The following is a 17,775-nucleotide window of genomic DNA, read 5'->3' on the forward strand; positions in this document are numbered from 1 at the left end:
AAACTCCTGCGCCTTCATTCCGTCCGTCCCTTCGATGGGCCGGTCTCTAGCTCCAAGTGGATGAAGAAACGGGGGTCACGTCACGGCCATTGGGTGAAGTTCATCGTCACCCGCGTTCCGGCGTCAACGGAGAAGCCGCACGGCCTCGACTACTCGCTCACGCTTCACGGGCCTTCGGGCGAACGGCTGGTCGGTTTCGATAACGCCCATCCGGTCGGCCGGCGCAGACGCGGCGAACCGATGGACCATCGCCACCGTCTCCAGACCGTGAAGCCATATGCCTGGGCGGACGCGGCCACGTTGCTGGCCGACTTTTGGCAGGCGGTGGACGCGGTGTTGAAGGAGCGGGGCGTATTATGACCACATTGAAAGTCGGGATCGCCGACTACGAAGAAATGAAGGCCCGCACGATGCGGATCGCCAAAGGCGAGGAAAAGCCTGCGCCGGACGATCCTAAAGTGTGGTTCACCTCCACCGAATCCTTCGCCAAGGTTTTGTCGGCGGGCAATCGTGAACTGTTGCGTGTCATTCACGATCAGGCCCCGGCGTCGCTGGAGGAGCTATCGCAGATCACCGGTCGCGCGAAATCCAATCTGTCCCGAACTCTCAAGACCATGGCGGGCTATGGTCTCGTTCATATGGAGAAGGGACAGGGTTTGAAGCTCGTTCCCAAGGTCGCACATGACCGCGTCGAACTGGTGCTGCCGCTCACTGCCTTCTCTGCACCCCGGAAAGCTGCGGGAGGCAACGCATGAACATCCAGACTCCGCATGTGGCGCAGCGCGCTGCCCTCTATCTCCGCGTCTCGACCACGCGGCAGGCCGAGCATGACGTGTCGATCCCCGACCAGCGCAAGCAGGGCGAAGCCTATTGCTCCTCGCGCGGCTATCAGCTCGTCGAAACCTTCGTGGAGGCCGGCGCGTCCGCCACCAACGATCGCCGCCCCGAGTTTCAACGGATGATCGAGGCGGGCACGTCGAAGCCAGCACCGTTCGATGTCGTCGTCGTCCACTCGTTCAGCCGCTTCTTCCGCGATCACTTCGAACTGGAGTTCTACGTCCGCAAGCTGGCGAAGAACGGCGTCAAGCTCGTCTCGATCACCCAGGAGATGGGCGACGATCCGATGCACGTCATGATGCGCCAGATCATGGCCCTGTTCGACGAGTATCAGTCGAAGGAGAATGCCAAGCACGTCCTGCGCGCCATGAACGAGAACGCCCGTCAGGGCTTCTGGAACGGCGCGCGGCCACCGATCGGCTATCGCATCGTCGCGGCCGAGCAACGTGGATCGAAGACCAAGAAGAAGCTGGAGATCGACCCGCTGCACGCTGAGACGGTCAGGCTCATCTACCGCCTGTTTCTCGAAGGCGACGGCACGTCCGGGCCGAAGGGCGTCAAGGCCATCGCGACCTATCTCAACGAGCGCCGCATGTTCACCCGTGACGGGGGGAAATGGGGGCTGGCGCAAATCCACGCGATCCTGACCCGCACGACTTATATCGGCGAGCACCGCTTCAACACGCGCTCGCATAAGGACCGCGAAAAGAAGCCGGAGAGTGAAGTGGCGGTCATGGCGGTGCCGCCGCTGATCGAGCGGGAGACCTTCGACGCCGTTCAGGCCCGTCTGAAATCGCGTAATCCGATGGTGGTGCCGGCACGGATATCGAGCGGCCCAACGCTGCTGACCGGCATCTGCTTTTGCGCAAAGTGCGGTGGTGCCATGACGCTTCGCACCGGCAAGGGCAATGGCGGGCAGTACACCTATTACACCTGCTCGACCAAAGCGCGGCAGGGCAAGACCGGTTGCGAAGGCCGTTCGATCCGAATGGACAAGCTCGACCATCTGGTCGCGGGCCATCTCGAAGAGCGCCTTCTTCAACCGAAGCGGCTGGAGACGATCCTTTCGAGCCTCCTCGATCGCCGGCAGGAGCGAGCCGAGCGCCGCCGCGAGCATCTGGCAGACTTGAACCGCCGAATCACGGAAACCGATCAGCGCCTCAACCGGCTCTACGATGCGATCGAATCAGGCGTCGCTGCGTCGGACGACGTGGGACTGAAAGACCGGATCGCCAATCTGAAAGCGATCCGCGACCAGGCCACGGCCGACGCCGAGCGGATACGGATGACGCTCGATGGCTCGGGCGATCGGGCCGTGACGACGGAAATGATCAACGCGCTTTCGCAAGCCGCGCGCAGCAGCCTGCGGATCGAGGGAGGTGGCTATCGGCGGGATCACCTGCGCGCCTTCGCCCAGCGCGTCGAGGTCGCCGATGACGAGGTTCGGATAATGGGGCGGAAATCGGACCTGCTTCAAACCCTCGTCGCCGCTTCGAGCGGGGAAACGGCGGCGTTTGCGGTTCGCAGTTCTGTACTGAAATGGCGCGCCCGGAGGGATTCGAACCCCCGACCAAGGAGGTAGAAGCTCCTTGCTCTATCCAACTGAGCTACGGGCGCCCGCGCCCCGCCTAGCGCGGATTGCGGGGCGAAGGAATGGGGGGCATGATCGCTGTCATGACCCGGAGCGCACATATCACCGCGATGTCAGCGGATCGTGTCGATGGCGGGCGGCTGCGTCACTATGATGTGGTGATGGCCGCGTTCGTCGCGATCCTGTTGCTGTCGAACGTCCTGGGCGCGGGCAAGGTGGCGCAGGTGCGGTTGCCGCTGATCGGTGACTGGCCGTTCGGCGCGGGAATCCTGTTCTTTCCGGTCAGCTATATCATCGGCGACGTGCTGACCGAGGTTTACGGTTACGCCCGCGCGCGGCGGGTGATCTGGGTCGGGTTCGCCGCAACACTGTTCATGGCGGTGATGGCCTGGGTAGTCGTGGCGCTGCCTCCCGCACCCGACTGGCGCAATCAGGTGGCGTATGAGACGATTTTCGGGCAGGTGCCGCGGATCGTCTTCGCCAGCATGTGCGCCTTCTGGGCGGGCGAGTTCGTCAACTCCTATGTGCTGGCGCGAATGAAGGTGCTGACCGAGGGGCGGCATCTGTGGATGCGGACGATCGGATCGACGATCGCGGGGCAGGGAGTGGACAGCGTGATCTTCTATCCGCTCGCGTTCTGGGGCGCGGAAGGGTGGACGACGCATCTGGTCGTCGTCGTGCTGTTCACGCAATGGGCGCTGAAGGTCGGCTGGGAAGTGCTGCTGACCCCGCTGACCTATTGGGTGATCGGGACGTTGAAGCGCGCCGAGGGGCTGGACGTGTACGACCGGGGAACCGACTTTACGCCGTTCCGGGCGGGGGTGTGACGGCGGGCGGCTGGCCGGCGAGGCACGGTTTGTCGCGGTCGATCAAAGCCCAGGCGGGGGCGGTCGCGGTCCAGATCGTACCCTGCGGCGGGTAACGATCGGGGTCGTCGAGCGTGCCGACGCGCAGGATATAGAGGTGCGGGCGGACCTCCGCATAGCCACCGATCGGAGTGCCGCAGGTTGGACAGAAATGGCGGTGCATTGCATTGCCCGAGTCAGCGACCGATGCGTAATCGGACAGAGCGCCGTCCAGTGTGACCGCATCGCGGGGGACGATGATATTGGTCGTCGCGCTGCCCGCCGCGAGATACTGGCACAGCCGACACCAGCATTGCCGCGCCGCGACCGGCTCCGCCATCAACCTATAGCGTACCGCGCCGCACAGACAGCCGCCCGTGACCGGCGCGGGCACGGACGTCACGCCCCCACCGCCTCCAGCAGTCCCGTGAACATCCGGCGCCCGTCGTCGCCGCCGTGCGCGGCCTCGATGCGGCGTTCGGGGTGCGGCATCATGCCCAGCACGTTGCCGTCGGCGCTGACGATGCCGGCGATGTCGCGCGCGCTGCCGTTGACGTTCTCGGCATAACGGAACGCGACCTGGCCCTCGCCTTCCAGCCGGTCGAGCGTCTCGGCATCGGCGAAGTAATTGCCGTCATGATGCGCGACCGGGAAGCTGACCCGCTCACCCGCCGAGTAGCCGCGCGTGAAGGCGGTCCCGGCATTCTCGACCGTCAGCGCGACGTCGCGGCAGACGAAGTTCAGCCCGGCGTTCCGCATCAGCGCGCCCGGCAGTAGCCCCGCCTCGGTCAGCACCTGGAAGCCGTTGCACACGCCCAGCACCTTCAGCCCGCGCGCGGCCTGTTCGACGACCGCCTGCATGATCGGCGAGCGCGAGGCGATCGCGCCGCAGCGCAGGTAATCGCCGTAGGAAAAGCCGCCCGGAACCGCGACGACCTCGACCCCGGCGGGCAGCGCGGTGTCGCGGTGCCAGACCATGTGCGGCGCGTGCCCCGTCGTCTGCTCCAGCGCGACCGCGATGTCGCGATCGCAATTGGAGCCGGGGAAGACGATGACGGCGGTCTTCACGCGCGCTCGATCCGGTAATTCTCGATGACGGTGTTGGCCAGCAACTGGCGGCACATCGCGTCTACGTCCGCATCGGCGGTGCCGTCCGCCACTTCCAGCTCGATCAGCTTGCCGACGCGCGCGCTGTCGACACCGGAGAAGCCGAGCCCCGAAAGGGCATGTTCGATCGCCTTGCCCTGGGGGTCGAGCACGCCGGGCTTGAGCGTCACGTAGATGCGAAGTTTCATGGCCGCGCGCTATGCCCCGACATGCGCGCCGGGGCAAGCGCGCTGCATGTCACTTGCCGCGGTTCTTGCGGTGCTCTTCCATGTCGAGGACGGCGGTGTCGCCCCCTTCGGGCAGCAGGCCCAGCCGCCGCGCGACCTCCTGATAGGCCTCGACCTCGCCGCCGAGATCGCGGCGGAAGCGATCCTTGTCGAGCTTCTCGTTGGAGGTCATGTCCCACAAACGGCACCCGTCCGGGCTGATCTCGTCCGCCAGGATGATGCGGCCGTAATCGTTGTCCCAGATGCGGCCGAACTCCAGCTTGAAGTCGACCAAGCGGATGCCGACGCCCGCGAACAGCCCGGAGAGGAAGTCGTTGACGCGAATCGCTAGGTCGGCGATGTCGTGCATCTCCTCCTGGCTGGCCCAGCCGAACGCCGCGATATGTTCGTCGGTGATCATCGGATCGCCGAGCGCATCGTCCTTGTAATAATATTCGAGGATCGTGCGCGGCAGCTTCACGCCTTCCTCGATCCCCAGCCGCTTCGACAGTGAACCCGCCGCGACGTTGCGGACGACCACCTCGATCGGCACGATCTCGACCTGCCGGATCAACTGTTCGCGCATGTTGAGGCGGCGGATGAAGTGCGTCGGCACGCCGATATGGTCGAGCAGGGTGAAGACATGCTCGCTGATGCGGTTGTTGAGCACGCCCTTGCCGTTGATCGTGCCCTTCTTCTGGGCGTTGAAGGCGGTGGCGTCGTCCTTGAAATACTGGATCAGCGTGCCCGGCTCCGGACCCTCGTACAGGATCTTCGCCTTGCCCTCGTAGATCTGCCGCCTGCGTGCCATGCTCACCCTCTGAAAAAGCAGCGCCCCGGCGGCGCGGGTTTGCGGACGGCCGGGGCGGTAATCCGAGTCGCTATAGGGGATGGTGGGGGTGGCTGCAAATCAGGAGCGTACCCGCTCCGACCGCCAGCGGCGGAAGCGCCGCCAGCCGAGGATCAGCAACCAGATGGCCGGGCCGACGATCACCAGCCACGGGGTTGCGGCGATGACGAAGGTGATCGCGGCCGCCGCGCTGGTCGCAAACGAGTCGCCGCCGCGCGCGACGGCGAGCCGCACAGGCGACCACATCCCGCCCGCTGGAATGACCGTATAGCCTATCCGCATTTCCGACATGGCAACGCGACGGCGCAGCTCTTCGCGCAGCGAGCGGGCGGTATCCAGTTCCTGCTGCACCTGCGCATAGGCCTTTTCGGCCGACACCAGATCGCCGACGCTGCCGCCGCCGGTCTGGATCAGCTTGAGCAGGCGATCCGATAGCGCCTGTTTGGCGCGGAGTTGCGCTTCCACGTCGATCACCTGTCGCGTGACGTCCTCTGCGGTGACGGTGTGTGACTGGATCGTGCCACCGGCCGCCTCGACGGGAGCCCCCAGCCGCTGGTCGAAGGACGGGGCGATACGAGCGTCGACCAGCAGCCGGAGATTGCCTCTGTCGTCGCCGCGTTCGCCGCGCGTGACGCCGTTCTCCATGACGATGCAGCGCGTCCGCGTCAGGTCGCGGCAGAGTTTCAGATGCGCCTGATGGACCGCGGAAAGCGTGCCGGGATCGAGCCTGTAGTCGAGGGCATAGCTATAGGCGATCTGCGGCGCGTTGGGTTCGGCAGGAGCGGGTTCCGCGACGTCGAAGGTGTTGAGCTTGTCAGTCGTCTGGACGACCGGGCCGCCGCATGCCGCGAGCAGCAATGTCATCGACAGCAGGAGGCGCCGCATGTTTTAACTTCCCCTCATCAGTGCGCAAAAGGCTCTCACGATCAGGCGCTTCGTCTCGGTCCAGGCGGCGGTGTCGGGCGTGACCAGTTCGACATGGCCGGTTTGCGGCACCATATGGAGCGCCACCCGGTCGCCCGCCGCCGTAGCGCGCGTGACGTAAGCGGTCGCCATGCGGAAGGGGATGATGCGGTCCTCGTGGCCGTTGACCAGATCCTGTCGGAGCCCCAGCGGAAGCAGGCGCGGGACCGAGGTGTCGGCGTAAGGATCGGCGCGGGTGGTGCCGATCAGCTTCGCGACGACGTCGGTGCCGCAGCCGTTGTCGGGGCTGGCGGCGACATCCTCCAGATCCGGCAGGCCGCCGAGGCTGATGACATGCGCGATCCGCAGCGGGTCGCGGGTCGCCAGCGGGCTGGAGGCGGGCAGGCGCGGGCGGGCGGCGAGCCAGAGCGCCAGATGTCCCCCCGCCGAATGGCCGACCGCGACGATCCGCGACGTGTCGAGGTTAAAGCGGGCGGCGTGGCCGCGCAGCGCATCCGCCGCCGCGCCCGCGTCGGTGAAGGTTCCCGGATAGCCGCCGCCGTCGCGATCGACCCCGCGATAGTCGATGTTCCACACCGCGTAGCCGGCGTCGCGCAGGTCGCCGGCAACCCAGTCCATGAGGCGGCGGTCCGCGATCCCGGTCTGCCAGCAACCGCCATGAACCATCAGGACGGTGCGGTGCGGCCCCGCGCGCTTGGGGAGCCAGACATCGACCTTCTGTATCGCGTCAGGGCCATAGGCGACCGTGGCGTCCGGTTGAGGACGCGGACGGCGGGTCAGATCGTCCCAGGTGAGGGGTGTGTGCATGACAGCGGGCGTACATGCGGTGGCGAGCGGGACCACGGCAAGCGCGATCATCATCCCCCTCATGCCGCGCGACCGCGCTCGCGCCACACGGCGGGCAGCGAGAGCAGCGCGACGCCGGCGAGGGCGATCAGCGTCTTCAGCCATGGTGCGAACGGCCCGTGCGTCTGGTCGACATAATAGACACAGTACACGATCGCGACGTGCCAGACATAGACATGCAGCGAGTGCCGCCCGAGCAGTCGCAGATAGGCCAGCGAGAACAGCGCACGAAGTATCGCCGCGACGTCGCGCACCCCCGCGCGCGAATGCTCCGGTCCCGCGATCAGCAGCCACGTCAGTCCGAACGCCGCCGCGGCGAAGTTGATGAGGTAGATCGGGCCGAAATCGCCGCGCATTCCCATCATGTCGATGCGGTCGAGCAGGAGTTGCGGCAACAGGCCATAGGCGCTGGTCAGCCGCAGCGGCGCGAAGAACAGGCACACCGCCAGCGCGATCAGGGCCGGGGTGGCGGCATCGGCGCGGAACAGCCGTTGCCACTCGACCCGCCCGGCGGCGGTCAGGGCGCCCGCGATCAGCCCGGAGAAGAACACCACCTGCCAGCCCAGCAGGTTGAAGCTCGCGCGGATGCCTTGCCCGTCACCGCCCGTGATCCAGCCGCCGATCGGATCGGTCACGACATGCTGGAGACCGAGCTGCGCGGCGATCCACAAGAGCCCGGAAACGGTCGCGACCATCGCCACGCGTCCGTCGAGACACAGGCGCAATACCGGCGGAGCGATCAGCATGTAGATCACATATTGCGGCAGGATATCCATGACCGTCGGCTGGAACAGGAAGGTCGCGCTCGCCACCAGCCGGACCGGATCGCCGGTCAGGCTGGTTTGCCCCAGCCAGTTGCCCCACGCCTGCGGCGCGCCCGGCAGGATCGCGCGCGCGATCAGCACAGCGACGACGATGCCGATCGCATAGCGATACAGCTGGAACGCGCGCCGCCACACCAGCCGCCGCCCCTCGTCATATCCGAGCTTCAGCATCTTGCGGCCATAGACCAGCCCGATCATCAGCCCCGACAGGAACACGAAGCCCTGCGCATCCTCGACGAAGGCCAGCTTGTTGTGGTTGATCTGCGCCAGCCAGAGATCGCCCTGCATCACCAGATGGTTGATGAGCATGAAGACGAGGAAGAAACCGCGCAGTCCGTCGATCAATCCATAGCGTGGCATTCGCGCTCCCGTGATGGCGACCGCAATTCCAGGCCGCGAGCCTCTTAACGCGGGGCGTCCCGCCTGTTAATCGCAGAACCTTCATGGCCAGCGACCTTTCCGACAACCCTCCCATCGGCATATTGGACGCCCCGTTCGACAGTGCGTTGAGCGAGCGGTATCTCGTCTATGCGTTGTCGACGATCACCGCGCGCTCGCTGCCCGATGTGCGCGATGGCCTTAAGCCGGTGCATCGGCGGCTGTTGTGGGCGATGCGGCTGCTGAAGCTGGACCCGGCCTCGGGCTACAAGAAGTGCGCACGCGTCGTCGGCGACGTGATCGGTAAATATCACCCGCACGGCGACCAGTCGGTCTATGACGCGATGGTGCGGTTGGCGCAGGATTTCGCGCTGCGTTATCCGCTGGTCGACGGGCAGGGCAATTTCGGCAACATCGACGGCGATAACGCCGCCGCCTATCGTTATACCGAAGCGCGACTGACGCAGGTCGCGATCGACCTGATGGACGGGCTGGACGAGGACGCTACCGAGTTCCGCCCCACGTACAATGGCGAGGAGCAGGAGCCGGAGCTGTTCCCGGGTGCCTTCCCGAACCTGCTGGCGAACGGCGCGAGCGGGATCGCGGTCGGCATGGCGACCAGCGTGCCGCCGCATAATGCCGCCGAGTTGATGGACGCCGCGATCATGCTGGTCGACCGGCCTGATGCGGACGATGCGGCGATCCTGGAGCATGTCAGGGGGCCGGACTTTCCGACCGGCGGTCTGCTGGTCGATGCGCCCGCGATCATCGCCGAGGCCTATGCGACCGGGCGCGGCGCGTTCCGGGTCCGTGCGCGCTGGACGGTCGAGCGCGAGAAGGGCGGGGCGTGGACGATCGTCGTGACCGAAATCCCGTACGGCGTGCAGAAGGGCAAGCTGATCGAGCAGATCGCGGGCCTCATCAACGACCGCAAGCTGCCGATCCTGGCCGATATCCGCGATGAAAGCGACGCGGTGATCCGGCTGGTGCTGGAGCCGCGCAGCCGCACCGTCGATCCGCAGGTGATGATGGACGGGCTGTTCCGGCTGTCCGACCTCGAAACGCGCGTGCCGCTCAACCTCAACGTGCTCGACAAGGAGCGGACGCCGCGCGTCATGTCGCTTCGCGCCGCGCTGGCGGCGTGGGTCGAGCATCAGTTCGTGGTGCTGCGGCGGCGGACCGAGCATCGGCTGGGCAAGATCGCCGACCGGCTGGAGCTGGTCGGCGGGTACATCATCGCCTTCCTCAATCTCGACCGGGTGATCGAGATCATCCGCACCGAGGACGAGCCCAAGGCGGTGATGATCGCCGAGTTCCAGCTGACCGACCGGCAGGCGGAGGCGATCCTCAACATGCGGCTGCGGTCCTTGCGGCGGCTGGAGGAAATGGAGCTGAAGCGCGAACAGGCCGCGCTGGAGAAGGAGCAGGCGACGCTGACCGCGTTGCTGGCGTCCGAGGGCAAGCAGCGCACGCGCCTGAAGGCGGATTTCCGCAAGGTGCGTGACCGTTACGGTCCGGAAACCGCGCTGGGCGCACGGCGCACGACGATCGAGGAACAGGCCGCGGCACGCGATATCCCGCTGGAGGCGATGATCGAGCGCGAGCCGATCTCGGTGATCCTGTCGGCGCGTGGCTGGATCCGCGCGATGAAGGGGCATGTCGACCTGTCCGCGCCAGAGACGCTGAAGTTCAAGGAGGGTGACGGTCCGGCCTTCGCCTTCCACGCACATACGACCGACAAACTGCTGCTGGCGGCGGCGAACGGGCGGTTCTTCACGCTGGCGGCGGACAAATTGCCGGGCGGGCGCGGGTTCGGCGAACCGGTGCGCGCGTCGATCGACCTCGATGGCAGCGTGCCGATCGTCGCGTTGCTGAGCGCGGCACGCGCCCGGCGGCTGCTGGTCGCCGCCGATGACGGTCGCGGCTTCATTGTCCCGAGCACGGAGGTGATCGCCGAGACCCGCAAGGGCAAGACCGTGGTCAGCCCACGCGCGGGCGCGAAACTGGCGGTGGTCTATCCGGTCGCCGAGCATGACGATTTCGTCGCGGTGATCGGCGACAATCGCAAACTGGCCTTGTTTCCGATCGCCGATCTGCCCGAGATGACGCGCGGGCAGGGCGTGCAGCTCCAGCGCTATCGCGATGGCGGCCTTGCCGATGCACGCACGCTGGTCTTTGCCGACGGGCTGAGCTGGGCGATGGGCGGTGGCAGCGGCCGCACGCGAGTCGAACAGGATCTCTCGCAATGGCGCACCGCGCGCGGCGCGGCGGGGCGCATGCCGCCGAACGGTTTTCCGCGCGATAACCGTTTCTGATCGAGGCGGAATTTTTTCGTCTTTCCGTAGCGTCCGGCATGGTTCGCGCGTGCCGGAACCCGGCCGCCGCAGCGTGATCGACCGGTCGGGGTAAGCGGCCTTTAACCCTTCCGGCCTAATCGCTTCGGTGATGGCAACCCGCGCGACATGGCTGACACGACAGGCGGCACCCCCGCCCGAGTCGCGGGACGCGGTGGACGTCAGCGATTATTCGCTGGAACTGGTACCCATTCCGCTCGTCGTCGCGACGCTGGACGCCGGCGGAGCATCGACCCGATCGTACAACCGCGCCTTCGCGCGCGCCGGCCTTCGCGACGAGTTGGAGTTGCGGCCGATGGTCGAGCAATTTCTCGGCTCCGGTGCGCAGAACGCCGAGCGGGACTGGCAAACCGGTGCCGCGGTGGAACGTCGCCATTATCGCGTGTCCTTCGCCAGGCTGACGCATCGTGCCGAGCCGGCCTGTCTGGTGTCGTTCGTCGACCAGACCGCCGAGGTCCGGACCGAGGAGACGCTGCGTCGGGAAATGACCACCGACAGCCTGACCGGGCTGCCGAACCGTGGGGGCTTCACCGATGCGCTGGAGGCCACGATCGCCAGGGGCGCGCCGTGCTGGGCGGTGCTGATGATCGACCTGGAGCGGTTCAGCCGCTTCAATGCCTGTCTGGGCTCGCTGACCGGCGACGAACTGCTCATCACCGCTGCTCGCCGCATCAAGGGAGCGTTACGCGGGGGCGATACGCTGGCGCGCACCGGCGGCGACGAATTCGGCGTGTTGATGACGATCGATCAGGGGTGTGACGAGGCCGATCACGTCGCACGTCGCATCCGCGACGCGCTGTCCACGCCGTTCCGGCTCAGCGAGTACGAGCTGCGCGTGTCGTGCGCAATCGGCATCGCCTATGGTGACGCGGCGGTCGGCGACGCAGAGGACGTGATTCGCCACGCTCAGGTGGCGATGAAGAAATCCAAGGCGACGAAGAACGCCGAATCATACCAGACCCGCGCACTCGATTCGGCACGCGCGGAATTCGCGATGGAGACAGCCCTGCGCCGCGCCATCGAGAACGGCCAGCTTAATCTCGTCTATCAGCCGATCTGCGATCTCGCGACGGGGCGGGTGAGCGGGTTCGAGGCGCTGGCGCGCTGGACCGACGATCAGGGCCTCCGCCACGAACCCAGCCGGTTCATCCCGGTTGCCGAAGAATCGGGGCTGATCGTGCCGCTCGGGCGCTGGGCTCTGGACTGCGCGGTTCGCACGCTCGCGGAATGGGATGTGCTGGCCGGCGGCAATTGCGGGGTGACGGTATCGGTCAACCTGTCGCCGATCCAGCTGCAGCGCGATTCGATCCCGGCGTTGGTCGAACAGGCGCTGGCCTCGGCGGGCGTGCCGGGCGAGCGGCTGAAGCTGGAACTGACCGAAAGCGCCCTGATCGCCGATCCCGACCACATCGCGCGCGTGCTGATGGCGCTGAAGCGGCTAGGCGTGACGATCGCGATGGACGATTTCGGCACCGGCTTCTCCAACCTCGCCTCGCTCCAGAAACTGCCGATCGACGTGCTGAAGATCGACCGCAGCTTCGTCACGGGCTTGCTGACCGATCGCGACAAGGTGGCGATCGTGCGCGCGATCCTCGGCCTGTCTCAGGCGCTCGGCATGGACACGGTCGCCGAGGGGATCGAGGCGAACGAGGTGGGGCAGACGCTGGCGGCGCTCGGCTGTACCTATGGGCAGGGCTATGCCTATGCGCGCCCGCTCGAGCCCCACGAAGCCTATGCGTTTCTCCGAGCGCGTAACGCCTGAGCGACCTCTTCGTCGGCGATCACGTCGGCGCGCGGAGCATCCGGAAAGCCTTCCGCGACCCAGCGATCCTCGATCCGGCGCAAGGCGCGCGCCACGTCCGGTCCCTTCTCCAGCCCGCGTGCGACCAGCGCGCCACCGCCGAGCGGCAAGGTCGGTCGGTGCCAGTCGATCAGCGGGCTTGGATCGTGTCCCGACAACAGCAGCCGATCGATCGCGCTCTCGACGCCGACCCGATAGCCGAGCGCCAGCGGCCCTTCGTCGCCGGCCCCGGCCCACGCCTGCATCAACCGCTTGCGATCGGCGTTCGACAGCTTCAGCCGCGCGCCGACCGATTCGGCCTCCGTGGGATCCACCAGTGCCGCGAGCCGCCGGATCGCGTCGGGCGCAAAGCCGGATGCCCGTTCGTCTTCGGCGAGCCTGGCCAGTCGCGCCGCACCGGCGGCGTCGATCTCCGGCAGCACGGGGCGGAAAATGCCCTGCGTCTGCATCAACGTGACCACCGGAACGGCACCGGGCGCGACCAGCAGCTTGAGCAGCTCCGCGGCGATTCGTTCGCGGCTGAGCGCCATCAGGTCGTTGGCGCGCGCGACGCACGCCGCCAACCCCTCGGGATCGATCGCGTCGCCGAACCGCGCATGAAAGCGGAAGAAGCGCAAAATCCGCAAATGATCCTCGGCGATACGCCGGTACGGATTGCCGATGAACCGCACGCGTCGCGCCGCCAGATCCTCCAGCCCGCCGAAGAAGTCGGACACCGCGCCGGTCAACGGATCGGCGTAGAGGGCGTTCATTGTGAAATCACGCCGCGCCGCATCCTCTCGCCAATCGTCGGAGAAGGCGACGATCGCGTGCCGGCCGTCGGTCGCGACGTCGCGACGCAGCGTCGTGACCTCCACCACCGTTCCCTCGCTGACCGCGGTCACGGTGCCGTGTGCGATTCCGGTCGGCACTGCCTTGATCCCGGCCGACTCCAGCCGCCGCACCACCTCGTCAGGCGTGAAGATGGTTGCGAGATCGATGTCGGCGACCGGCAGGTGCAGCAAGGTGTCCCGCACGGCGCCGCCCACCCAGCGTGCACCGCCGTTCGCTCCGTCGAGCGCGGCAATCAGCCGCGCCAGCCCGGGGCGTGCGCGCCACGAGGCGGCCGGCAGGGTCACGCTTCCCATCGCAGTCGCCGCGCCAGATTGACGATCATGCCCGCCGTCGCCCCCCAGATCCGTCGATCGTTCCACATCATCTCCACGTAGCGCCGTTCGCGCCCCTGCCACATTGCTGCCCGCTGCCGGTGATTGCCGGCGTTGAGCAGGAATTCGAGCGGCACCTCGAACACGCTCGCCACTTCCGTCTCGCTGGGGATCAGCGGCAGGTCGGGCGGCACGACGCCGATCACCGGCGTGATGCGGAAGCCGGTGCCGGTGCGGTACAGATCCGACGTTCCGATCACCTCCACCGCGGCGCGGGGAAGTGCGATCTCTTCCTCCGCCTCCCGCAATGCGGCGGTCACGGCATCCTCGCCAGGGTCCAGCCGGCCGCCCGGAAACGCGATCTGGCCGGCATGCTGGCGCAGCGTCTCGGTCCGCTGGGTCAGCAGCACGCCCGGCCGGAGACGATCGGTGATCGCGACCAGTACGGCCGCCGGAGTCAGGGCGTCGGACGGGATGACGGCGCCGTCGTCGCCGACGATCGGCGCGCCACCGGCCGGCATCGTGAGGGCGTCGGCGATCCGCTCGGCCAGCCTCACGGTTGCAGGGCGAAGAAGGTGCCGGCGCTCCACACGCCCGGCACGGCATCATCGCCGGCCAAAGCGCACTCGGCCAGTTCGTAGTAGACTGACCGCCCGACGAGCGCCTCTAGCCCGCCACGCACATGCAGGTACGGGTGCGGGCCGTCGTCATGCTCGATGAAGCGCAGCGGGTGCGCGGCGGAGGCCGTGACCAGTTCCCCGGTATTGAGGCGGAACGCCAGCGTCGCGTCGCGCCCCTCGCCCTCGGCCTTCATCTCGACCGCCACGAAGGGTGCGTCATCGACCGCGATGTCGAGCTTCTCGACCGGCGTGACCAGCACATAGCCCCCATCCGGTTCACGCCGGAGGATGCGGCTGAACGCACGGACCATCGCCGGGCGCCCGATCGGCGAGCCCTGGTGATACCAGGTGCCGTCGCGTGCGATCCGCATCTCGCTGTCGCCGCAATGCGCGGGATTCCAAAGTTCGACCGGCGGCAACTGCCCGGTGTCGGACAGCCGCGCGATATCGGCGACGGTCAGCGTGTCGAAATCGGGGGGCGGGGCCATCGGCATCCCGCTCACCTAGGAAGCCGGGTGCGCGGGGTAAAGGTCAGGCAGCGATGACGTCGACGCGTGGTCCCAGCGATCCCGTTCCGATGGGGATGTCGCGTCCGCGTGCCAGCAGGCGGTGGCGGTCGACGGGGCCGGGCAGTCGCCAACCGGCCGTCGCGGCCGCGCTGAAGCCGAAGAAGCGACCATAATATTCCGGATCGCCGATCAGCGTCAGCGGGAGTGTCTCGCCCGCCGCGGCGAGCGAAGCCTCCATCAGGCGCCGGCCGAAGCCCTCCTGCTGACGCTCCGGCGCGATCGCCACCGGCCCGACCAGCACCAGCGGCCGGGACGAGCCGTCGTCGCCATCGAATCGGATCGGCCAGCACTGGATGGACCCGATCAGCGCGCGCCCGTCGAGCAGGGCCAGGCTCAGGCCGGAAAGCGCGCGGGTGCCGGCGCGCAGGCGATAGGCGGTGCGCGTGTGCCGATCCTGGCCAAAGGCGCGGTCGAGCAGATGCTCCACCGTGGCGGGCTCCACCATTTCGATCGGCACCAACTGGATCACGCCGCTTCCTCCGTGCCCCGGTTCCCCGATCGAGGGCATGGACGCCCGGGCGCGGGCGCTTTAGCGGGGTCAGCGATGAACGCAACCGGATTGACCGTATGAAATTGTACGACGCCGCCTTTGCGCCGAGTCCGCGTCGGGTGCGCATATACCTTGCGGAAAAAGCGCTGTCGGTCGAACGCGTGATGATCGACCTGCGGGCCGGCGAGCATCTGGGCGCAGCCTTCTTGGCGGTCAATCCGCGCGGTGCGCTCCCGGCATTGCAACTCGACGATGGCGAGGTCATTGCCGAATCGTCGGCAATCTGTCGCTTCTTCGAGACGCTGCACCCCGATCCGCCGTTGTTCGGCACGCGACCGATCGAGGTGGCGCGAATCGAGGGCTGGACGCGTCGGGTCGAAGCGGAGGGCTTCACCGCCGCCGCCTACGCGCTGCGCAACATGTCCCCGGCGTTTGCCGGACGCGCCGAGGTTGGCATCTGGCCGCGACTGGAGCAGATTCCGACACTGGCGGCACGTGGCAAGGTGATGTGGGACGCGTTCGTCGCGACGCTCGATCGGCGACTGGCCGAGAGCGAATGGATCGCCGGCGACCGGTACAGCTATGCCGACATCACCGCCCTGACGACGGTCGATTTCGCGCGGGCGATCAAGCTGCCGGTGAGCGATGAGGCGGTTCACCTGCTGCGCTGGCACGACGCCGCCAGCGCGCGACCGAGTGCCGCGGCATGACGGTCGGCACCGATTCGCTGGAACTCGAGGTCCACGACCTTGAGGTACAGGTGCTGACCGGCATCTATTCCGAGGAAACCCATTTGCCGCAGCCGCTGCGGATCTCGCTGACCGTTCTCCTCGACGCGCCGACGCATTTCGCACCGGACACGCCGCTGTCGGCGTCGAAGAACTATCTCGATCTGAAACACGCCGCGACCGACGCGCTGTCGACCGCCGGGCACTTCACCCTGATCGAGGCGGTCGGCGACCATATCGCCGAGACGCTGTTCCTTCAGGATGTGCGAGTCCGGCGGGTGAAGGTCAAGATCGTCAAGCTCGCGATCGCCGAAGCCGGCGAATCGATCGGGATCACGCTGGTACGTCACCGCCACTGACTGGCACAGGCTGGTCCGTGATAGCGTTACCGCTTATCGACGCGGCTTCGCCCCGGCATGAGCCGAGTTGCTGAAGCACGAAGGCATAGTCGCTGCGCGCCTGCGCGGCGTCGTCCTCCGACAATGCGGCGGTGCTGGTGTCCGGAAGCGTGGCGGGCAGCGCGCAGGCGAGGCGATACCACAGTAACGTGTCCCGCTTCGGTGTGGCCGCAGCATCGTCGATGATCTCGCTCAACGCCACCGACCAGCGCGGTTGCTCGCCCGGCCGGCGCAGGATCGACAGGGCGGCGGGACGGTCGTCGCGGGTGCGCAGGAAGATCTGCGTCTCACCCTCGCCCGGCAGCGCGCCGGGGACATGGAAAGCGCCGCGGACACCGACGATCACCGGCGGCGTATCGGGGGCCGCGACCTCCGATGCGATCGAGCGGACCCGCTGTTCGAGGTCGGCGCTCCAGTCACGCTGCGCGCCGGGTTCGACCAGCTGAACTTGTCGCGGGCGTCCCGCAACGGGACGTGCGAATGCCAGAACCCGGCGTTTTTTCAGCGACGGTGCGCGCCCCCGCCAGTCGGGTGCGACATCGACCAGCCATCCGACCCGGGCCGGGATCGCCGTGGCGCCGCGCACCAGCGTTCCGACGTCCGCCTCGACGTAAAATCGTGTCGCGCCGGGGGCGAGTCCTGCCGCCTCCGCGCCCTTGATCTTCGCGGCGGAGCGGATCGTGGCGTCGATGACCAGCGGGCTGGCGATCACCAGGTCGGCGAGCTCGGCATAGCCCGGCCGGGGCATCCCGCCCTGCTGCGCGTCGGCCGTGGCTTGCGCCAGCGCCGGGACGGGAAGGAGCAGGGCGGCGGCGGGGAGCAGGAAAAAAAAGCGCGTCGTCATGCCGAACGGGATAGACGGACGCGGCTGAACGATACAGAAATAAAAGCGTCGCAGTCCGGTTGTACGTTTGTTGCGTCCGACAAAGCGTTTGCGCTCCCAAAAGGGGCGCGATAGGACTTGTGTGTCTGTAGATAGCCCCAGGGCGCTACGGAAAGGTTAACAACGCCGGCCGGATCGCGCATCCGGTCACCCGACGGGCCGCAGGATGAGGGAGTTTCGTTGCTGAATGGCCTATTCTGACCAGAAGATGAGCGGGGGCAAGGTAGGCGCGCTGGTAATCGTCGCGCTGATCCACGTTGCCCTTGGCTATGCCTTCATAACCGGCCTCGCGACGAATTTCGTCAAGAAGCAGGTCGAGAAGCTGAACACGTTCGACGTCGAGGAGCCGCCGCCCCCGCCCCCGGAGGAGCCGCCGCCC

20 protein-coding genes, 1 tRNA gene and 2 pseudogenes are annotated in these 17,775 nt (G+C 67.1%); 9 read left to right on the forward strand and 14 right to left on the reverse strand.

The features are described 5' to 3' along the window. The 3 genes and pseudogenes from NS334_RS10640 to NS334_RS19115 form a co-directional block, all read left to right on the forward strand. Positions 1 to 360 (forward strand): toxin-antitoxin system TumE family protein (locus NS334_RS10640; RefSeq protein WP_428835050.1); only part of this gene is annotated, 360 nt, incomplete at its 5' end. Next, positions 357 to 755, forward strand: coding sequence for a helix-turn-helix domain-containing protein (locus tag NS334_RS10645; RefSeq protein ID WP_058755947.1), 399 nt, complete (start codon positions 357 to 359; stop codon positions 753 to 755). The genes NS334_RS10640 and NS334_RS10645, both read left to right, overlap by 4 nt. Then, positions 752 to 1,801 (forward strand): annotated as a pseudogene (locus NS334_RS19115) (recombinase family protein); the annotation flags it as partial. The gene NS334_RS10645 and the pseudogene NS334_RS19115, both read left to right, overlap by 4 nt. Positions 1,802 to 2,023: 222 nt before the next feature. On the opposite strand, the gene NS334_RS19120 reads toward NS334_RS19115, so the two are convergent. After that, the gene (locus tag NS334_RS19120; protein ID WP_058755948.1) at positions 2,024 to 2,314 is read right to left on the reverse strand and encodes a hypothetical protein; all 291 of its coding nucleotides are present in this window, start codon (positions 2,312 to 2,314) and stop codon (positions 2,024 to 2,026) included. 63 nt (positions 2,315 to 2,377) lie between these two features. Then, positions 2,378 to 2,454 (reverse strand) — tRNA-Arg (locus tag NS334_RS10655). Positions 2,455 to 2,538: 84 nt separating this feature from the next. Here NS334_RS10655 and NS334_RS10660 point away from each other — a divergent pair. Further along, positions 2,539 to 3,255 (forward strand): queuosine precursor transporter, encoded by a 717-nt coding sequence (locus NS334_RS10660; protein WP_153002705.1) that lies wholly within the window; start codon positions 2,539 to 2,541, stop codon positions 3,253 to 3,255. Here NS334_RS10660 and NS334_RS10665 read toward each other — a convergent pair. The 7 genes from NS334_RS10665 to NS334_RS10695 form a co-directional block, all read right to left on the reverse strand. Further along, a complete protein-coding gene (locus NS334_RS10665; protein ID WP_428835051.1) occupies positions 3,230 to 3,676 on the reverse strand; it encodes a GFA family protein in 447 nt (148 codons plus the stop codon). The genes NS334_RS10660 and NS334_RS10665 overlap by 26 nt on opposite strands. Next, positions 3,673 to 4,341, reverse strand: a complete 669-nt coding sequence (purQ, locus tag NS334_RS10670; RefSeq protein ID WP_058755949.1) for a phosphoribosylformylglycinamidine synthase subunit PurQ — start codon at positions 4,339 to 4,341, stop codon at positions 3,673 to 3,675. Before purQ ends, NS334_RS10665 begins: the two co-directional genes overlap by 4 nt. Next, positions 4,338 to 4,568, reverse strand: a complete 231-nt coding sequence (purS, locus tag NS334_RS10675; RefSeq protein ID WP_058755950.1) for a phosphoribosylformylglycinamidine synthase subunit PurS — start codon at positions 4,566 to 4,568, stop codon at positions 4,338 to 4,340. Before purS ends, purQ begins: the two co-directional genes overlap by 4 nt. Positions 4,569 to 4,617: 49 nt before the next feature. Then, positions 4,618 to 5,397: a phosphoribosylaminoimidazolesuccinocarboxamide synthase gene (gene purC, locus NS334_RS10680; RefSeq protein WP_058755951.1), complete on the reverse strand. Its 780-nt coding sequence runs from the start codon at positions 5,395 to 5,397 to the stop codon at positions 4,618 to 4,620. Between the two features lie 99 nt (positions 5,398 to 5,496). Further along, on the reverse strand, positions 5,497 to 6,321 hold the full coding sequence (locus NS334_RS10685) for a DUF4349 domain-containing protein (protein WP_058755952.1): 825 nt from the start codon (positions 6,319 to 6,321) through the stop codon (positions 5,497 to 5,499). A 3-nt stretch (positions 6,322 to 6,324) separates the two neighbouring features. After that, positions 6,325 to 7,167, reverse strand: a complete 843-nt coding sequence (locus NS334_RS10690; protein WP_058755964.1) for an alpha/beta hydrolase — start codon at positions 7,165 to 7,167, stop codon at positions 6,325 to 6,327. A 59-nt stretch (positions 7,168 to 7,226) separates the two neighbouring features. Then, positions 7,227 to 8,390, reverse strand: coding sequence for an OpgC family protein (locus tag NS334_RS10695; protein WP_058755953.1), 1,164 nt, complete (start codon positions 8,388 to 8,390; stop codon positions 7,227 to 7,229). Between the two features lie 83 nt (positions 8,391 to 8,473). Here NS334_RS10695 and parC point away from each other — a divergent pair, with 83 nt between their 5' ends. Both parC and NS334_RS10705 read left to right on the forward strand, forming a co-directional pair. After that, on the forward strand, positions 8,474 to 10,723 hold the full coding sequence (parC, locus tag NS334_RS10700) for a DNA topoisomerase IV subunit A (RefSeq protein ID WP_058755954.1): 2,250 nt from the start codon (positions 8,474 to 8,476) through the stop codon (positions 10,721 to 10,723). A gap of 130 nt (positions 10,724 to 10,853) precedes the next feature. Then, positions 10,854 to 12,524, forward strand: a complete 1,671-nt coding sequence (locus tag NS334_RS10705; RefSeq protein WP_058755955.1) for a putative bifunctional diguanylate cyclase/phosphodiesterase — start codon at positions 10,854 to 10,856, stop codon at positions 12,522 to 12,524. Here NS334_RS10705 and NS334_RS10710 read toward each other — a convergent pair. Genes NS334_RS10710 through NS334_RS10725 form a run of 4 tightly spaced genes read right to left on the reverse strand, consistent with a single transcriptional unit; the run spans position 12,494 to position 15,366 of the window. Next, positions 12,494 to 13,690 (reverse strand): CCA tRNA nucleotidyltransferase, encoded by a 1,197-nt coding sequence (locus tag NS334_RS10710; protein WP_058755956.1) that lies wholly within the window; start codon positions 13,688 to 13,690, stop codon positions 12,494 to 12,496. The two genes, NS334_RS10705 and NS334_RS10710, sit on opposite strands and share 31 nt — an antisense overlap. Continuing rightward, positions 13,678 to 14,265, reverse strand: a complete 588-nt coding sequence (locus NS334_RS10715) for a CoA pyrophosphatase (RefSeq protein ID WP_058755957.1) — start codon at positions 14,263 to 14,265, stop codon at positions 13,678 to 13,680. The genes NS334_RS10710 and NS334_RS10715 overlap by 13 nt, the downstream gene beginning before the upstream one ends. Continuing rightward, positions 14,262 to 14,822: a DUF1285 domain-containing protein gene (locus NS334_RS10720; RefSeq protein ID WP_058755958.1), complete on the reverse strand. Its 561-nt coding sequence runs from the start codon at positions 14,820 to 14,822 to the stop codon at positions 14,262 to 14,264. Before NS334_RS10720 ends, NS334_RS10715 begins: the two co-directional genes overlap by 4 nt. Before the next feature lie 37 nt (positions 14,823 to 14,859). Then, positions 14,860 to 15,366 (reverse strand): GNAT family N-acetyltransferase, encoded by a 507-nt coding sequence (locus NS334_RS10725; RefSeq protein ID WP_058755965.1) that lies wholly within the window; start codon positions 15,364 to 15,366, stop codon positions 14,860 to 14,862. Positions 15,367 to 15,464: 98 nt separating this feature from the next. Here NS334_RS10725 and NS334_RS10730 point away from each other — a divergent pair, with 98 nt between their 5' ends. Then, the gene (locus NS334_RS10730; protein WP_058755959.1) at positions 15,465 to 16,097 is read left to right on the forward strand and encodes a glutathione S-transferase family protein; all 633 of its coding nucleotides are present in this window, start codon (positions 15,465 to 15,467) and stop codon (positions 16,095 to 16,097) included. Further along, the gene (locus tag NS334_RS10735; protein WP_058755960.1) at positions 16,094 to 16,474 is read left to right on the forward strand and encodes a dihydroneopterin aldolase; all 381 of its coding nucleotides are present in this window, start codon (positions 16,094 to 16,096) and stop codon (positions 16,472 to 16,474) included. The genes NS334_RS10730 and NS334_RS10735 overlap by 4 nt, the downstream gene beginning before the upstream one ends. Here NS334_RS10735 and NS334_RS10740 read toward each other — a convergent pair. Continuing rightward, positions 16,449 to 17,357 (reverse strand): hypothetical protein, encoded by a 909-nt coding sequence (locus tag NS334_RS10740; protein ID WP_241491909.1) that lies wholly within the window; start codon positions 17,355 to 17,357, stop codon positions 16,449 to 16,451. The genes NS334_RS10735 and NS334_RS10740 overlap by 26 nt on opposite strands. 226 nt (positions 17,358 to 17,583) lie before the next feature. Here NS334_RS10740 and NS334_RS10745 point away from each other — a divergent pair. Next, positions 17,584 to 17,775 (forward strand): annotated as a pseudogene (locus tag NS334_RS10745) (energy transducer TonB); the annotation flags it as partial.

Source organism: Sphingomonas endophytica, assembly GCF_001476895.1.
GTDB lineage: Bacteria > Pseudomonadota > Alphaproteobacteria > Sphingomonadales > Sphingomonadaceae > Sphingomonas > Sphingomonas endophytica_A.

Bases quoted from the DNA above. Each gene is read 5' to 3' on its own strand.
- NS334_RS10710 (WP_058755956.1), bottom strand. From the start codon at position 13,690: ATGGGAAGCGTGACCCTGCCGGCCGCCTCGTGGCGCGCACGCCCCGGG.
- NS334_RS10695 (WP_058755953.1), bottom strand. From the start codon at position 8,390: ATGCCACGCTATGGATTGATCGACGGACTGCGCGGTTTCTTCCTCGTC.
- purS (WP_058755950.1), bottom strand. From the start codon at position 4,568: ATGAAACTTCGCATCTACGTGACGCTCAAGCCCGGCGTGCTCGACCCC.
- NS334_RS10660 (WP_153002705.1), top strand. From the start codon at position 2,539: ATGTCAGCGGATCGTGTCGATGGCGGGCGGCTGCGTCACTATGATGTG.
- NS334_RS10645 (WP_058755947.1), top strand. From the start codon at position 357: ATGACCACATTGAAAGTCGGGATCGCCGACTACGAAGAAATGAAGGCC.
- NS334_RS10735 (WP_058755960.1), top strand. From the start codon at position 16,094: ATGACGGTCGGCACCGATTCGCTGGAACTCGAGGTCCACGACCTTGAG.
- purC (WP_058755951.1), bottom strand. From the start codon at position 5,397: ATGGCACGCAGGCGGCAGATCTACGAGGGCAAGGCGAAGATCCTGTAC.
- NS334_RS10730 (WP_058755959.1), top strand. From the start codon at position 15,465: ATGAAATTGTACGACGCCGCCTTTGCGCCGAGTCCGCGTCGGGTGCGC.
- NS334_RS10685 (WP_058755952.1), bottom strand. From the start codon at position 6,321: ATGCGGCGCCTCCTGCTGTCGATGACATTGCTGCTCGCGGCATGCGGC.
- NS334_RS10705 (WP_058755955.1), top strand. From the start codon at position 10,854: ATGGCAACCCGCGCGACATGGCTGACACGACAGGCGGCACCCCCGCCC.
- NS334_RS10740 (WP_241491909.1), bottom strand. From the start codon at position 17,357: ATGACGACGCGCTTTTTTTTCCTGCTCCCCGCCGCCGCCCTGCTCCTT.
- NS334_RS10690 (WP_058755964.1), bottom strand. From the start codon at position 7,167: ATGCACACACCCCTCACCTGGGACGATCTGACCCGCCGTCCGCGTCCT.
- parC (WP_058755954.1), top strand. From the start codon at position 8,474: ATGGCCAGCGACCTTTCCGACAACCCTCCCATCGGCATATTGGACGCC.
- NS334_RS10720 (WP_058755958.1), bottom strand. From the start codon at position 14,822: ATGCCGATGGCCCCGCCCCCCGATTTCGACACGCTGACCGTCGCCGAT.